This is a genomic window from Achromobacter sp. HZ01, assembly GCF_003267925.1.
Lineage (GTDB): Bacteria > Pseudomonadota > Gammaproteobacteria > Burkholderiales > Burkholderiaceae_B > Achromobacter > Achromobacter pulmonis_A.
The window spans coordinates 980,460-996,460 of sequence record NZ_LWKV01000001.1; the positions used below are offsets into that span (position 1 = coordinate 980,460).

Annotated in this window: 12 protein-coding genes and 1 pseudogene; 7 read left to right on the forward strand and 6 right to left on the reverse strand. The window is 68.6% G+C overall.

Translation table 11 applies throughout. From position 1 onward, the window contains the following. Positions 1-137: 137 nt before the first annotated feature. Positions 138-422 carry a helix-turn-helix domain-containing protein gene (locus A6B37_RS04710; RefSeq protein ID WP_102771321.1) on the reverse strand — a complete coding sequence of 95 codons (285 nt, stop codon included), beginning with the start codon at positions 420-422 and terminating at the stop codon, positions 138-140. A 189-nt stretch (positions 423-611) separates the two neighbouring features. Beyond that, positions 612-1,553 carry a YicC/YloC family endoribonuclease gene (locus A6B37_RS04715; protein ID WP_102771320.1) on the reverse strand — a complete coding sequence of 314 codons (942 nt, stop codon included), beginning with the start codon at positions 1,551-1,553 and terminating at the stop codon, positions 612-614. A gap of 165 nt (positions 1,554-1,718) precedes the next feature. On the opposite strand from A6B37_RS04715, the gene rph reads away from it, so the two are divergent. After that, the gene (gene rph, locus A6B37_RS04720; RefSeq protein WP_111825051.1) at positions 1,719-2,474 is read left to right on the forward strand and encodes a ribonuclease PH; all 756 of its coding nucleotides are present in this window, start codon (positions 1,719-1,721) and stop codon (positions 2,472-2,474) included. 39 nt (positions 2,475-2,513) lie between these two features. Here rph and A6B37_RS04725 read toward each other — a convergent pair whose 3' ends face one another. Continuing rightward, entirely contained in the window at positions 2,514-3,896 is a 1,383-nt protein-coding gene (locus A6B37_RS04725) for an MmgE/PrpD family protein (RefSeq protein ID WP_111825052.1), read from the reverse strand. After that, complete coding sequence (locus A6B37_RS04730; RefSeq protein WP_102771317.1) at positions 3,893-5,050, reverse strand: acyl-CoA dehydrogenase family protein; 1,158 nt, start codon at positions 5,048-5,050, stop codon at positions 3,893-3,895. Before A6B37_RS04730 ends, A6B37_RS04725 begins: the two co-directional genes overlap by 4 nt. 230 nt (positions 5,051-5,280) lie before the next feature. Here A6B37_RS04730 and A6B37_RS04735 point away from each other — a divergent pair. Beyond that, a pseudogene (locus tag A6B37_RS04735) lies at positions 5,281-6,714 on the forward strand (methyl-accepting chemotaxis protein); the annotation flags it as partial. Positions 6,715-6,849: 135 nt separating this feature from the next. Here the strand turns inward: A6B37_RS04735 and A6B37_RS04740 are convergent. Beyond that, positions 6,850-8,700 (reverse strand): EAL domain-containing protein, encoded by a 1,851-nt coding sequence (locus tag A6B37_RS04740; protein WP_102771315.1) that lies wholly within the window; start codon positions 8,698-8,700, stop codon positions 6,850-6,852. A 108-nt stretch (positions 8,701-8,808) separates the two neighbouring features. On the opposite strand from A6B37_RS04740, the gene rdgB reads away from it, so the two are divergent. The 5 genes from rdgB (at position 8,809) to ntrC (ending at position 14,976) form a co-directional block, all read left to right on the forward strand. Then, positions 8,809-9,432 carry an RdgB/HAM1 family non-canonical purine NTP pyrophosphatase gene (gene rdgB, locus A6B37_RS04745; RefSeq protein ID WP_102771314.1) on the forward strand — a complete coding sequence of 208 codons (624 nt, stop codon included), beginning with the start codon at positions 8,809-8,811 and terminating at the stop codon, positions 9,430-9,432. A gap of 7 nt (positions 9,433-9,439) precedes the next feature. Then, positions 9,440-10,663 (forward strand): radical SAM family heme chaperone HemW, encoded by a 1,224-nt coding sequence (gene hemW / locus A6B37_RS04750; protein WP_111825054.1) that lies wholly within the window; start codon positions 9,440-9,442, stop codon positions 10,661-10,663. Between the two features lie 183 nt (positions 10,664-10,846). Beyond that, entirely contained in the window at positions 10,847-12,259 is a 1,413-nt protein-coding gene (gene glnA / locus A6B37_RS04755; RefSeq protein WP_102771312.1) for a type I glutamate--ammonia ligase, read from the forward strand. A gap of 159 nt (positions 12,260-12,418) precedes the next feature. Then, a complete protein-coding gene (gene glnL, locus A6B37_RS04760) occupies positions 12,419-13,483 on the forward strand; it encodes a nitrogen regulation protein NR(II) (RefSeq protein ID WP_111825055.1) in 1,065 nt (354 codons plus the stop codon). Continuing rightward, positions 13,483-14,976, forward strand: coding sequence for a nitrogen regulation protein NR(I) (ntrC, locus tag A6B37_RS04765; protein WP_111825056.1), 1,494 nt, complete (start codon positions 13,483-13,485; stop codon positions 14,974-14,976). The genes glnL and ntrC overlap by 1 nt, the downstream gene beginning before the upstream one ends. Before the next feature lie 21 nt (positions 14,977-14,997). On the opposite strand, the gene A6B37_RS04770 is transcribed toward ntrC, so the two are convergent. Beyond that, positions 14,998-15,912, reverse strand: a complete 915-nt coding sequence (locus A6B37_RS04770; RefSeq protein ID WP_111825057.1) for a LysR family transcriptional regulator — start codon at positions 15,910-15,912, stop codon at positions 14,998-15,000. Between the last annotated feature and the right edge of the window lie 89 nt (positions 15,913-16,001).

Here is a 16,001-nt window from a genome sequence, read left to right on the forward strand (position 1 = left end):
TGCCGACCAATATATTCATCTGCGGAAAAATGGCTACCGATCGCCCGAATTCTGGGATTTTTCCCAGATGAACGGCACAACGCCCCGGCGGCCATGCGCGGCCGCCGGGGCGTTGTCTGTGCACTGAGGCTTATGACTCAGGCGAGCGCTTCGATGACCGCCTCGGGATTCCGTTCGATCACGTTGAGCAGAACCAGCGCCGGCCCTCTCGGGGAACGGTCGCCGCGCTCCCAGTGCCGCAAGGTCGCGGTGGAAAAGCCGAAGCAAGCAGCGAACTGCTCCTGGGTCATGCCCACTTTGGCGCGCACGGCCTTCACATCGACCTTGCGGGGACGATGCACGCGCACGCCACGAGCGTCGCCCTTGGCGTGGGCAATCGCTTCCTGCAAGCCTTGCTTGATGCTGTTGAATGCGGTGCTCATGATTTCGCTCGCCCTTTCCAGATGCTCACCAATATCTCGACCAGGCTGGCCAGATCGTTGCGCGTGCATGGCTTGGTACGCGTTTCATTTTAATCCAATGGATTAGTGGAAGGAAGAGCAATTGACCGGAGACTCGGGCGGCCCGGCGCTGAAACGCCTCGGACGCCACGGCGTGAGCCGCCCGATCCATCATTCGATGTTCTGCGCCTGTTCCCGCATCTGCTCGATCAGCAGTTTCAGGTCCATGGCGGCGCGGGTGACGTCCATGCTGCCGGCCTTGGAGCCCAGGGTGTTGGCTTCGCGGTTCATTTCCTGGAACAGGAAGTCCAGGCGCTTGCCGGCGCTGCCGGCCGGTTTCTTGTCGCCGTGTTTGCCGCCTTGCTTGCCGCCGCCGTCGGTGAGCAGGTGGCGCAGTTCTTCTAGGTGCGAGCGCAGGCGCGACAGTTCCTCGGCCACGTCGATGCGCAGGGCGAACAGGTTGGCCTCCTGCGACAGGCGCTCGGACAGCTCGGCGCCGGTGATGTGCGCGAAGCCGCCGGGGAAGGCCGATTCCACGCTTTCGCGCAGCTTGGCGGCGAGCTTGTCGCGATGGTCGGCCAGCAGCTGGGGCAGGTGGGCCTGGACGGTGTCGACGATGCGGGCCACGCCGTCGGCGCACTCGCGCATCATGCCGGCCAGCCGCTCGCCTTCGCGTTCGCGGCCTTCCTGCAGCTGGATCAGCGCCTGGCGGGCGGCCTGCAGGCAGGCCGCGCCCCAGACCTGCGGGTCCAGCGCGTCATTGGCGCGCTGGCCGGGCCAGTTGAACAGTTCGACCAGTCGCGGCGGGGCGATGTCGGGCAGGATGCGGCGGGCGGCCTGCAATTGTTCGGCCAGGTCTTCGAGCCAGGCGGGATCGAGCTTGGACAGGTCGGCGCTGGCGTTGCGCGTATAGGAGACGCGGATCTCGACCTTGCCGCGCCCGAGATTGGCGGTCAGGAGTTCGCGCAGCGGCGTCTCCACGTGGCGCAATTCGTCGGGCAGGCGGAAGTACAGGTCGAGGAACCGGCTGTTGACGCTGCGCAGTTCCAGCGCCAGCGTGCCTTGTTCCAGGTCTGCGCGGGCGTTGCCGAAGGCGGTCATGCTGCGAATCATGGTGTGCGTATCCTGGTGATGCATGTATCGGGGGCCCGGTAGCGCCAAAGCCCGCCGGCCGTGGCGCAGCCTGGCCGGCGGGGGCGTTGGAACCGGGGTATCTCGCGGCAGGATACTCCAAGCGGCGCGTTCCTGCGGCCCCAGCCCGTACAATGCGCCCCATCCATGCCATCCCAGGAGCTGCCAGTGACCACTGCCCCCACCATCGCCCGCCCGTCGGGCCGCGCCGTCGACGAACTGCGCCCGTTCAGCCTCGAACGCGGATTCACGCGCTACGCCGAAGGTTCGGTGCTGGTGAAGGCCGGCAACACCCACGTGCTGTGCACGGCCAGCGTGCTGGACAAGGTGCCGCCCTTCCTGAAGGGCAAGGGGGAAGGCTGGGTCACCGCCGAATACGGCATGCTGCCGCGCGCCACGCACACCCGCGGCGACCGCGAGGCGGCGCGCGGCAAGCAAAGCGGCCGCACGCAGGAAATCCAGCGCCTGATCGGGCGCAGCCTGCGCGCGGTGTTCGACATGAAGGCGCTGGGCGAGCGCACGCTGCACCTGGACTGCGACGTGCTGCAGGCCGACGGCGGCACGCGCTGCGCCAGCATCACCGGCGCCTGGGTCGCGGCGGCCGACGCGGTGGCCTTGCTGATGAAGCGCGGCGACCTCGCGAGCAATCCCATCCGCGACGCGGTGGCGGCGGTGTCGGTGGGCCTGGTCGAGGGCCGCGCGGTGCTGGACCTGGACTACCAGGAAGATTCGGCCTGCGACGCCGACGTGAACGTCATCATGACCGGCGCCGGCGCCTTCGTGGAGGTGCAGGGCACGGGCGAGGGCGCGACCTTCACCCGGGCCGAGCTGGATACGATGCTGGTGCTGGCCGAGGCCGGGATCGGCAGGCTGGTGCAGGCGCAGCGCGCGGCGTTGGCCTGATGCCGGGGCGCAGGCGGGTGGCGCGTCACGCCGCGCCCCTCACCCCTGCGCCAGCAGCATCCCCACCTTGTCGGCCTTCTCCAGCCCCCAGATCGCGGCGATCAGCCCGCGCAGTTCGGCTTCGGTCGCGGCGTCCGCGTAGCGGCCCAGGCTGAGCGTCTTGTCCTCGATCTCGGCGCGGCTCAGGGTATTGCCCGGGTCGCCCTTGGGTTCGTCGACACGGCTGCGCAGCTGGCGGCCGTCGCGGGTGTAGACCGTGACCTTGCCGATCCAGCGCTGCGGATAGGCGCCGTCGACTTCCGGGTCCAGTTCCATTTCGACCTTGCCGCGGAAGGCCGCGACGCCGGGGTCGTCCAGGCCCGCGTCGAACTCGGCCAGGCCGGCGCGGCCCTGGCGCGCGATCAGGGCCAGCACGGTCCCCATCGAGAACTTGGACTGGTGCACGGTCTGCGGGTTGACGACCGGACCCAGCACGTCGATGGCGCCCTGGTGCACGTGAGCCACGACGCGTTCGATGTCGGCCTCGGTCAGCTTGTGCTCGCGCAGCGCCAGCTGCAGCGCGTCCGCGGCCGGATGGGTGTGGCGGCAGGAGGCGTGGAACTTGAACGAGGTTTCGGCCAGGGCCCAGCGCTCGCCCAGGCGGTCGCACAGGCGCGCCGGATCGGCGTCGGTGGACATGCCGGCCGCCATGCCCTGCGGGCCTTCCAGTATGTGGCGCGCGCCAGTGAAGCCGTCCTGCGCCAGGTAAGCGGCGGTGATGCCGTCGGCGGCGGCCTTGGCGGTGTGCAGCTGCTTGGAGTCGGCGGCGTCGCGCAGGAACTCCCACAGGCCCGCGGCCTGGGTGCCGGCCGAACCCAGCGCATGCAGCATGGCTTCGGGCGACAGGTTGAGCAGGCGTCCGGTGGTGACGGCGGCGGCCAGCGTGCCGGCGGTGCCGGTGGTGTGGAAGATCTTGTAGTGCGAGCGGCCCAGGTATTCGCCCACGCGGATGCCGACCTCGTAGCCGGCGACGGCGGCCACCAGCAGGTCGCGGCCGCTGCGGCCCAGCGCCTGCGCCACGGCCAGCGCGGGCGGGAACACCACGGCGGCGGGGTGGAACACGGAGCCGTTGTGCACGTCGTCCTGTTCGACCACGTGGGCCGCGGCCGCGTTCACCATCGCGGCGAACAGCGGCGTGGTGCGGCGGCGCGTGATCAGGACTTCGCTGGGGCCGTCGGCCGGGCCCATGGCGGCGGCGTAGCGTTCGATGGCCTGCACCGGGCGGGCCGAGGCGCCGGCCAGGATGGACGCCAGGCAGTCCAGCAACAGGTCTTCGGCGCGGCGCAGGACCGGCGCGGGGATGTCTTCGTAGCGCAGATTGGCGGCAAAGGCCGCGAGTTGGGCGCTCAGGTGCGGGGTGTCTTTGGCTGCGGTCATGGTCAGAAGGAGCGGGGCAGGCCCAGGATGTGTTCGGCGACGTAGGAAAGAATCAGGTTGGTCGAGATCGGCGCGACCTGGTAGAGGCGGGTCTCGCGGAACTTGCGTTCCACGTCGTATTCGTTGGCGAAGCCGAAGCCCCCGTGGAACTGCAGGCAGGCGTTGGCCGCTTCCCAGGACGCGTCGGCCGCCAGCAGCTTGGCCATGTTGGCCTGCGCGCCGCAGGGCTGGTGCGCGTCGAACAGGCGGCAGGCCTCATAGCGCATCAGGCTGGCCGCCTCGACGTTGATGTGGGCGCGCGCGATCGGGAACTGCACGCCCTGGTTCTGGCCGATGGGACGGCCGAACACCATGCGTTCCTTGGCGTAGGCGGTGACCTTGTCGACGAACCAGTAGCCGTCGCCGATGCACTCGGCGGCGATCAGGGTGCGTTCGGCGTTCAGGCCGTCCAGGATGTACTTGAATCCCTTGCCTTCCTCGCCGATCAGGTTTTCCTCGGGGATCTCCAGATTGTCGAAGAACAGCTCGTTGGTCTCGTGGTTGACCATGTTCGGGATCGGGCGGATGGTCATGCCGTGCTTGACGGCGTGGTGCAGGTCCACCAGGAAGATCGACATGCCTTCCGATTTGCGCGTGACCTGCTCCAGCGGGGTGGTGCGGGCCAGCAAAATCATCAGGTCCGAGTGCTGCACGCGCGAGATCCAGACCTTCTGGCCGTTGATCACGTAGCGGTCGCCGCGCTTGACGGCGGTGGTCTTGATCTTGGTGGTGTCGGTGCCGGTGGTGGGCTCGGTCACGCCCATGGACTGCAGGCGCAGTTCGCCGGCGGCGATGCGCGGCAGGTATTCGCGCTTCTGGGCTTCGGAGCCGTGGCGCAGCAGCGTGCCCATGTTGTACATCTGGCCGTGGCAGGCGCCGGAGTTGCCGCCGCTGCGGTTGATCTCTTCCATGATGACCGAGGCTTCGGTCAGGCCCAGGCCGGAACCGCCGTACTCCTGCGGGATCAGGGCGGCCAGCCAGCCGGCCTCGGTCAGCGCGCGCACGAAGGCTTCCGGGTAGCCCCGTTCTTCGTCGATCTTGCGGAAGTACTCGGAGGGGAATTGGGCGCAGAGGTCGCGTACGGCTTCGCGGATGTCCTGGTAGGCGTGGGCGTTGGGCATGAGGCTGTTTCTGATGGGTGGTAATGGTTCGGTACAGCGTTGAATGTGCCGCAAGGCGCCGGCCATGCCAATTCACAATTGGTTAATACGGGGTTCCTGTTCGCAAAAGCGCAGTTTCATGACGGGCGTTTGTCAGGAGTAAGGCCGGGTTGTGTCAAGAAATTGCCAAACTGCATACCCATAATTTCCGCCGGTGCCGCCGCGGGCGGCAAGGTTACTGACGGACGGATATGCGGAAAAACATCAGGGTCACGACGGCGTTGTCGGCCATTCTTGCGTTGTTTGTGGTGCTGTTCGCGGTGGCGGCGGCCGCCGGCATCGTCGTGCTGCGCGACAACCGCGCCGGCATCGAGGCGCTGGGCCGGGGCAGCATCGAGCGGGCCAGCGACCTGGCGGACATGACCAGCCGGCTGTTCCAGGCCCGCGCCGCGCTCACCGACGCCAAGACGGCCATGGAAAGCGGCCTGCAGGAGGCGCGCGACGAGTCGCTGGCGCATGCCGCCGAACTGCTGGAACAGGCCGCCGCCAGCCTGGGCCGGCTGCGCGCCAACCCGGACGCCAGCGCGCAGGGCAAGCCCTTGTTCGACCAGGTGCTGGCCGCCCACGAGGCCTTCGCCGGCCAGACGCTCGCGCCCATGCTGGCGGCCATCAAGGGCTGGAACGGGATCGAGGTGAACCGGCTGGTGGACAAGGTGCTGCCGGCCAGCGGCGCGGCCTACGTCAAGCAGGCCGACGCCTACCAGGCTTACGCTCGGGCGCAGGGCCAGGCCGCGGTGGCCGAGGCCAGCCGTACGCTGGAAAGCGTGATCGCGGTGGCCGCCGGCGTGCTGGCGGCCGTGCTGATCCTGGCCGTGCTGATCCGGCTGGCGTTTCGCCGCGGCATCCTGCGCCCGCTGAATGAGGCCGGCGCGCATTTCGACCGCATCGCCGACGGCGACCTGACCGGCGCCATCGCCATGCGCGGCGACAACGAAATCGGCGTGCTGTACTCGGCCATGCGCCGCATGCAGACCGGGCTGTCGGCCGCGGTGGCGTCGGTGCGGCAGGGGGTCGAGGAAATCCATACCGGCGCTAGCGAAATCGCCGCCGGCGGGGCCCACATGTCCGAGCGCAGCGCCCGCCAGGCCGATTCGCTGCAGGAAGCCGCCGCCAACCTGACGCAGCTGTCCCACACCGTGCAGCTCACCGCCGGCAACGCCGACCAGGCCAGCCGCCAGGCGCTGGGCGCCACCGAACTCGCGCAGCGCGGCGGCCAGGCGGTGGAAGAAGTGGTGCACAGCATGCGTGGCATCGCCGACAGCGCCCGCCGCATCGAGGAGATCGTCGCGGTGGTCGACAGCATCGCGTTCCAGACCAACATCCTGGCGCTCAACGCCGCGGTGGAAGCGGCGCGCGCCGGCGAGCAGGGCAAGGGCTTTGCGGTGGTGGCCGGCGAGGTGCGCTCGCTGGCGCAACGCAGCGCCCAGGCGGCCCGCGAGATCAAGGGCCTGATCGAGGATTCCGCGCAACGGGTCGAGGCCGGCGTGCGCCAGGTGGGCCTGGCCGGCGACACCATGCGCGACATGGTCGTGTCGGTGGACCGAGTGACCCAGCTGGTGGCGGAGATCTCCAGCGCCACGGCCGAACAGGCCGCCGGCATCGCCTCGGTCAACGATGCGGTGGCCGACATCGAACGCGCCACCCAGGAAAACGCCGCCATGGTCGAGCAGACGGCGGCGGCCGCCGCCGCGCTGGAAGCCCAGGCGCAGGGCCTGCGGCAGGCGGTGGCGGTGTTCCGCATCGCCGCCGGGGCCCAGGCCTCAGCTATCGAGATTCGGCAGGGGGGCGCCGGCGTAGCGCTCGGTCACCAGCGACAGATTCCCATGCTTGACCTTGTGCTTGACGTGGGCGGCGGCCGAGGCGATGGCCTCCGGGCGGATGCGCTCGCATAGCGACGGCGTGACGGTCAGCGCGCCCACGCCCAGCGTCACGAAAGGGAAGAAGCGCGGCACGCCGTAGCGGTCCTCGGCCTCGATGCCGCCGTTGCGGCGGCCAGCGTCGTCGTACAGGTCGATGGCGCGCTCGTTGAATTCCGCGATGATGCGGCGGGCGCGGTCCAGCCAGTCGGGGCTGCGCAGCAGCACCACGAAGTCGTCGCCGCCCACGTGGCCCACGAAATCGCGCTGCGGGTCGCAATGGCGCTTGATGACCTCGGCGGTCAGCATGATCATGTCGTCGCCGCGCCAATAGCCGTACACGTCGTTGAAGGGCTTGAAATTGTTCAGGTCGCCATAGCAGATGGTGAAGTCGTCCGCGTCTTCGAGCAGCGCGGCGATGTGGCGGCTGATGGGGATGTTGCCGGGCAGCGAGGTCAGCGGATTGGCGTAGCGCGCCGCCTCGATGCGCATCTCGGTCACCGAGCGCACCAGGGTCTCGCCGGTGGCCAGGCCGTCGTAGCGGCCCTCGCGGGTGATGATCAGGCCGTCCATCAGGTAGCGCTGGTCTTCGGAAATCAGCACGTGGCTGAGCTGGTCGATGGACACGTTCTGGTCCACCAGCACCGGCTCGGCGTTCATGAAGCTGGAGCAGGCGTTGCGGCCGAACAGCTCGCGGGTGTAGCGCTGCGCATAGTGTTCGAGGAAGTCGCGCCGGTTGATGATGCCCACCGGCCGGTTGTCGGCGTCCACCACCGCAACCGCGTGCATCTCCTTGTGCTCGATGAACAGCCGGTGCACGTCGTCGTTGGTGTGTTCCTGCAGCCGGGCGGCCGGCGCCTGCACACGCAGGCTGGCCGCGGTGCCGCCGGCGGCGCGCGGCGGCGGCGAGGCGGGCGCGCGCTGCCGCAGCGTGTCGCGCAGCCGCGGGGCCAGCTCGGTCACCAGGGTTTCCTCGGGCCGCCCCAGGAACCAGCCCTGGGCGTAGCGGATGTCCAGTTCGCGCACGGCCGCCAGGTCCTCGGCGGTTTCGATGCCTTCGGCCACGACGGCGGTGCCCAGGTGCTGCGCGACCTTCAGTATGGCGCGCACCAGCTGCTGCTTGCGCTCGTCCTGGCCGATGCCGTGGAAGAAGTAGCGGTCTATCTTGACCAGGTCCGGCTGCATCTCGGACCACAGCCGCAGGTTCGAATTGCCCACGCCGTAGTCGTCCAGCGCCACGCGCATGCCGAATTCGCGCAGACAGGCGAAGGCGCAGGCGGCCTCGTCCATCTGCTCGGCCAGCGAGTCCTGTTCGGTCAGTTCGACGATGATGCTGGATGGCGCGAGTTCGCAATCCTTGAGCAGGCGGCGCGGCAGGTCCTCGCCCCACAGGCTCCAGTAATGGATCAGGGCCGAGCCGGACAGGTTCAGGAACAGCTTGCCGGCGGCGTCGTGGCGCTGGAAGCCCTGGGCGCCGGCGCGGAAGCTGGCCAGCTCCAGTTGCGGATGCAGGCCCTGGCGGCGCGCTTCGGCGAACAGCGCGTCGGGGAAATGCAGCGCGGTGTCGGCCGGCCCCCGGATCAGGCTTTCATGGCCATAGACGCGGCTGTGGGACAGGTCGATCACCGGCTGGTAGCGCGCATGCAGCAGGCGGTGGCGCAATATGCCGGCGAGATTGATGGGAGAGGAGGGGTCCGGAAGGGCGGAGGTCGCGCGGGCCGCGGCCGGGCGGGACGAGCTGGGGATGAGATCCATCGCCGGTGCGTTCAGATACGTTCAGTGACAAGTTGTCCATCATGACAAGAAATTATGTCCGGCTTGTTGCGCCGGCGCGCGTCTGGCCGCGCCTATACAATTTGCGCTATGACTTCTCCCAAGATCCCTGATTCCCTGCGCCGCGTCGTGTTGGCGTCCAACAACGCCGGCAAGCTGCGCGAGTTCTCGGCCCTGTTCGCGCCCCTGGGCATCGAACTGGTGCCCCAAGGCGAGCTGGACGTGCCCGAGGCCGAAGAGCCGCACGTCACCTTCGTCGAAAACGCGCTGGCCAAGGCCCGCCACGCCAGCCGCCTGACCGGGCTGCCGGCCCTGGCCGACGATTCCGGCCTGTGCGTGGCCGCGCTGGACGGTGCGCCGGGCGTGTACTCGGCGCGTTACGCGCAGATGCACGGCGGCGAAAAATCCGACCAATCCAATAACGCCTTGCTGGTGGAAAAGCTGGCCGGCGTGGCCGACCGCAGCGCCTGGTACGTGGCGGTGCTGGCCCTGGTGCGCTCGGAAAACGACCCGCGCCCGCTCATCGGCGAAGGCCTGTGGCACGGCGAGATCATCGACCAGCCCGAAGGAGCCAACGGCTTCGGCTACGACCCGCATTTCTACCTGCCCGACCTGGCGCTCACCGCCGCCAGCCTGGACCCGCAGGAGAAAAACCAGGTCAGCCACCGCGCCCGCGCGCTGCGCGAACTGCTGGGCAAGCTGGGCAACGCATAAAGCACGCATGTCCATCATCATCCCCATCCGCAACGATATGGGCGCGCCGGCATCGCGCCCGCGGCCGGCCGGCGGCTCGGTGCTGACCAGCCTGCCGCCGCTGTCGCTCTACGTGCACGTACCCTGGTGCGTGCGCAAATGCCCGTACTGCGATTTCAATTCGCACGCCGCGCCAGGCGGCGAGATCCCGGAACGCGCCTATCTGGACGCGCTGCGCAGCGACCTGGAGCAGGCGCTGCCTTCCATCTGGGGCCGACAGGTAGCGTCGGTCTTCATCGGCGGGGGCACGCCCAGCCTGCTGTCGGCCGCCGGCCTGGACGAGCTGCTGGCCATGCTGCGCGCCTGCCTGAACCTGTGGCCCGACGCCGAGATCACCATGGAGGCCAATCCGGGCACGGCCGAGGCCGGGCGCCTGCGCGACTACGCCGCCAGCGGCGTGACCCGGTTTTCGCTCGGCATCCAGAGTTTCGACGACGCCCAGCTCAAGAAGCTGGGCCGCATCCACGACGCCGCCCAGGCCAGAAAGGCCATCGAGATGGCGCAGCGCGCCGCGCCGCGCGTCAACCTGGACCTGATGTTCGCGCTGCCCGGGCAGACCCAGGAAGCCTGTGTGGCCGACCTGCGCGAGGCCGTGTCCTTCGGCACCGAGCACCTGTCGCTCTATCACCTGACGATGGAGCCCAACACGGTGTTCGCGAAGTTTCCACCCGAGGACCTGCCCGACGACGACGCCAGCGCGGCCATGCAGGACGCGATCGAGGCCGAACTGGCCGCGGCCGGCCTGGACCGCTACGAGGTCTCGGCCTACGCCAGGCCGGGGGCGCGCTGCCGCCACAACCTGAACTACTGGGAATTCGGCGATTACCTGGGCATCGGCCCGGGTGCCCACGGCAAGCTGTCGTTCCACGACCGCATCGTGCGCGAGGCGCGGCTGCGCAGTCCCGATTCCTGGATGCGGGCCGCGCTGGCCCGCGACGGCAGCCATGTCTCGGAAAGCCGCCAGGTCGGGGCCGACGAGCTGCCGTTCGAGTTCATGCTCAACGCGCTGCGCCTGAAAGCGGGTGTGCCGGCCAGCAGCTTCGAGGAACGCACCGGCCTGTCGCTGGCCGTGATTGCGCACCAATTGGAGGCGGCCTCGCAACGGGGCCTGCTGGACGCCGATCCGACCCGGCTGCGGGCCACCGCACTGGGATGGCGCTTCCTCAATGATCTGCAGGAAATGTTCCTGTAGCAAGTGTGCACCAGAGTAGGGCAGTCGTGCCCCACGCTTTGCACCAATATGGTGCTACATTTTCACTTCTCCGCATATTCGTCCCCGGACAATCCCGGGGACGAAAGCTGGCACGCATATTGCTTCATCGTTTATGCCAGTCGACGGGCAAGGCCCTCGACCCTTTTATCTAATGGAGATGACATGGCAAGCCCGAAAGACGTCCTGAAACAGATCGCCGACAACGAAGTGAAATTCGTGGATTTCCGCTTTACCGACACGGTCGGCCGTGAGCACCACGTTTCCGTGCCCACCTCCGCGATCGACGAAGATAAGCTGGAAAGCGGTCAGGCTTTCGACGGTTCCTCGATTCCGGGCTGGAAGGGCATCGAGGCTTCGGACATGCTGCTCATCCCCGACCTGGCCACGGCCAACCTGGACCCGTTCCGCGAAGAGCCGACCCTGATCCTGTCGTGCGACGTGGTCGAGCCGTCGGACCTCAAGGGCTATGACCGCGACCCGCGCTCGCTGGCCAAGCGCGCCGAAGCCTACCTCAAGTCCTCGGGCCTGGGCGACACCGCCTACTTCGGTCCGGAACCCGAATTCTTCGTGTTCGACGGCGTGACCTGGAACACCGACATGTCCGGCACCTTCGTCAAGATCAAGTCGGAAGAGGCCTCCTGGTCCACCGGCCTGGATTTCGAAGGCGGCAACACCGGCCACCGTCCCGCCGTGAAGGGCGGCTACTTCCCCGTGCCCCCGGTCGATTCGTTCCAGGACATGCGCTCGGAAATGTGCCTGCTGATGGAACAGATGGGCGTGCCGGTCGAAGTGCACCACCACGAAGTGGCCGGCGCCGGCCAGCTCGAAATCGGCACCAAGTTCAGCACGCTGGTGCAGCGCGCCGACTGGACGCAGATCACCAAGTACATCATCCATAACGTGGCCCACGCCTACGGCAAGACCGCCACCTTCATGCCCAAGCCCATCGTCGGCGACAACGGCTCGGGCATGCACGTGCACCAGTCGATCTGGAAGGACGGCCAGAACCTGTTCGCGGGCAACGGCTACGCCGGCCTGTCGGAATTCGCGCTGTACTACATCGGCGGCATCATCAAGCACGCCCGCGCCTTGAACGCCATCACCAACCCCGGCACCAACTCGTACAAGCGCCTGGTCCCGCACTACGAAGCCCCGGTCAAGCTGGCTTACTCGGCCCGCAACCGTTCGGCCTCGATCCGCATCCCGTACGTGGGCAACCCCAAGGGCCGCCGCGTCGAAGCGCGCTTCCCGGACCCCCTGGCCAACCCGTACCTGGCCTTCTCGGCCCTGATGATGGCCGGCCTGGACGGCGTGCAGAACAAGATCCACCCGGGCGATCCGGCCGACAAGAACCTGTACGACCTGCCGCCGGAAGAAGACGCCAAGATCCCGACCGTGTGCTCGTCGCTGGAGCAGGCCCTGGAAGCGCTGGACAACGACCGCGAGTTCCTGACCCGCGGCGGCGTGTTCAGCAACGACATGCTGTCGGCCTACATCGACCTGAAGATGGGCGACGTGAACCGTCTGCGCATGACCACGCACCCGGTCGAATTCGACATGTACTACAGCCTCTGATCGTCCGAGGTTGCGGCCGGCGGAAAACGGCGTGACGGGCAGAAACCAGGGCCCGCCGCGCCGGCGCCGCCGGCTCGCGGCCCGGTCCGACGCCCGCCAGGCGCACGCCCGGCGGGCGGGCCGGGTGCCGCTTTCCCCTCACATTCGGGTATGTAGAAAATGAATGTAGAAGCTCTCGATCTGCTGGCGACGTCCGTTTTCCTGGTCAACGAACGCGGCCATATCGAATACGCCAATGCGGCCGCCGAGGATTTGTTCGGCCGCTCGCGCAAACAGCTGTGCGGGCACTCCGCCGCCACGCTGTTCGACAGTCCGGAAAACATACAGTCCTCCATCGATCGCGCCGCCGCCGGCCGTTACGGCGACGTCAGGCAGCTGGGCAGCCTGCGCCGCGCCGCGGAATCCGTCGAGGTCTCGGTGACCACCGTCGGGCTGACGGGCCAGCGCTGGCCCGTGCTGATAGAAACCCGCGAAATCGAGCAGCGCGTGCTGGCCGACCGCAACCACCGCCTGGTCGACGAAATCGAAGCGCACCGCGAACTGCTGCGCAACCTGGCGCATGAAGTCAAGAATCCCCTGGGCGGGCTGCGCGGCGCCGCGCAACTGCTGGAGGCCGAGCTGCCCAGCGCGGCGCTGGCCGAATATACCCAGGTCATCATTTCCGAAGCCGACCGCCTGCAGGCGCTGGTGGACCGCCTGAGCGGCCCGCAGCGGGTGCCGCTGAATGCGCGGCCGGTGAACATCCACGAGATCTGCGAGCGCGTCTGCGCGCTGATCCAGGCCGAGTTCCGCAACGAGGTCACGCTGCTGCGCGACTACGACGCGTCGATGCCCGACCTGAAGGGCGATGCCGCCCGACTGATGCAGGCCGTCCTGAACGTGGCGCGCAACGCCGCGCAGGAACTGGTCGCGCGGCCCGCGGGCCCGCAGACCGAACCCGGTGTGGTCACGCTGCGCACCCGCGTGGCGCGGCAGGTCATGCTGGCGCACAGGCAGCACCGCCTGGCGCTGGAGCTGTCCATCATCGACAACGGTCCGGGCGTGCCGGACCATATCCGAGACCGCATCTTCCATCCGCTGGTGACGGCGCGCGCCGGCGGCACCGGGCTGGGCCTGAGCCTGGCCCAGGACTTCGTGCAGCAGCACGGCGGCATCATCGAATTCGAATCCCGACCCGGGCGCACCGAGTTTCGCCTGGTTCTTCCGATGGAGCCCGCACACTGATGAAACCCGTATGGATCGTCGACGATGACCAGGCCATCCGCTGGGTCCTGGAAAAAGCCCTGGCGCGCGCCGGCGTGCCCACGCGCAGCTTCTCGCAGGCTGCCGACGTGCTGGAGGCGCTGTCGCGCGACACGCCGGCCGCGCTGGTGTCCGATATCCGCATGCCCGGCGGCAACGGCCTGGAACTGCTACGCCAGCTCAAGGAGCGCCACGCCGGCCTGCCGGTCATCGTGATGACCGCGTTCGCCGACCTGGACAGCACGGTATCCGCCTTCCAGGGCGGCGCCTTCGATTACCTGGCCAAGCCGTTCGACGTGAACGAGGCGGTGGCGCTGATCCAGCGCGCCGTCCAGGAATCGGCGCAGCCCGAGAGCGCCGAAGGGCAGGGCGAATCGGCCCAGAACAACGAACGCTGGATGATGACGCAGTCCTCGTCCACCGCCATGCAGGAAGTGTTCCGCGCCATCGGCCGGCTGGCGCAGTCCAAGGTCACGGTGCTGATCACCGGCGAATCCGGCACCGGCAAGGAACTGGTGGCGCGCGCGCTGCACGGTCACGGCGTGCGGGCCGGCGGCCCCTTCGTGGCGCTGAACGCGGCCGCGATTCCGCGCGATCTGCTCGAAGCCGAACTGTTCGGCCACGAGCGCGGCGCCTTCACCGGCGCCAGCAGCCTGCGCCGCGGCCGCTTCGAGGAAGCGCACGGCGGCACGCTGTTCCTGGACGAAATCGGCGACATGCCGATCGAACTGCAGACGCGCCTGCTGCGCGTGCTGGCCGAAGGCAGCTTCTACCGCGTGGGCGGCGCGCAACCGGTGCGGGTCGACGTGCGCATCGTGGCCGCCACCCACCAGCCGCTGGAGCAGCGGGTCGAGCAGGGCCTGTTCCGCGAAGACCTGTTCCACCGCCTGAACGTGATCCGGCTGCGGCTGCCGCCGCTGCGCGAACGGACCGAGGACATTCCGGCCCTGGCCGCCCACTTCCTGAGCGCCAGCGCTCGCGCGCTGGGCGTGCCGGTCAAGCGCCTGACGCCCGAAGCGCTGGCGGTGCTGACCAAGTTCGACTTTCCCGGCAACGTGCGCCAGCTGGAGAACTTCTGCCACTGGCTGACGGTGATGGCGCCGGGCCAGACGGTGGAGCCGGCCGACCTGCCGCCGGAGATCCGCGCCATGGAGCACCCGCCGTACGCCAGCCCCGCGCCGCGCCCGGCCGTGCCCGTGGCCGGCGGCGGCACCGTGCTGGCCGCGCCTGCGCCGGCCGAGGACGAGGCCGCGGCGCGCAACTGGCAGGACTCGCTGCTGCGCGACGCGCAATACCGGCTCGAGCGCGGCGAACCCGCGGTCATGGCCACGCTGACCCGCCAGTTCGAGAAAATCCTGCTGCAAAGCGCGCTGGACGCCAGCCGCGGCCGCCGGGTCGAGGCCGCCTCGCGCCTGGGCATAGGCCGCAACACCATCACCCGCAAGCTGCGCGACCTGGGCATCGAGGACGAATAAGCCCGCCCACCGGCGGACGCCTCAGCCCAGGCCCAGCAGGCTTTCGCACAGCCGCGGGGATTTCAGCTTCTGCAGCCACCATTTCAAGGCCTCGCCCGGCGCCTCGGCGCGCCAGGCGTAGGCCAGGTGTTCCGTCGGCGACATGCCTTCGTCGGTTTCGCACGCCACCAGCACGCCTTGCGCCAGGTACGGCGCGGCCAGCGTCAGCGGCAGATAACCGCAGCCCAGGCCGCGCACCTGGGCGTCTATCTTGGCCTGCATCGTGGGCATCACCAGCGTGGGCTGCTCGGCCAGGATGCCGCGGGTCTGCGGCGGCAGGTTGCGCGAGGTGTCGGCCACCACCACCGCGCAATAGCGCATGACGTCGGCGCGCGACAGCGGCTGCGGCAGGCTCGCCAGCGGATGATGCGCGGCCACGCAGAACGCGAACTGCATCTGGCCCATGGCCTGCGAGCGATACGGGCCGGTGGGTTCGCCGGCCGCGCCGGCGCCTATCGCCAGGTCGGCGCGGCCCCCGGTCAGCGCGTCCCACGCGCCGCTCAGCACTTCGCTGGAAAAGCGCAGCGTGGTGGCGCTTTCCAGCGCCTGGAATTCCTCGATCAGGTCGTATAGCGGACGCCAGGGCAGCACCGCGCTGACGGCGATGCGCAACTCCACCTCCCAGCCCGTGGCGATGCGCTTGACGCGGCAGGCCAGGTCGTCGAGCGACTGCAGCACGTGGCGGCCGTCGCGCAGCAGCGTCTCGCCGGCCGGCGTCAGCAGCGCGCGGTGGCCGGAACGGTCGAACAGCAGCACGTCCAGCCCGTCCTCCAGCTTGCGGATGGAATAGGTGACGGCCGAAGGCACCTTGCCCAGTTCGCGGGCGGCCTTGGCGAAGCTGCCGTGGCGGGCGATCGCGTCGACCAGGATCAGGAGTTCAGGGGTGATCGGTTGCATGGCCGGTAGTGTTCAATTTATTTGAATGGTTCCGTCAAAATATAACGCTGAATCTGGCCGCCGGCGAGCGCACAATATCACTCATGCCG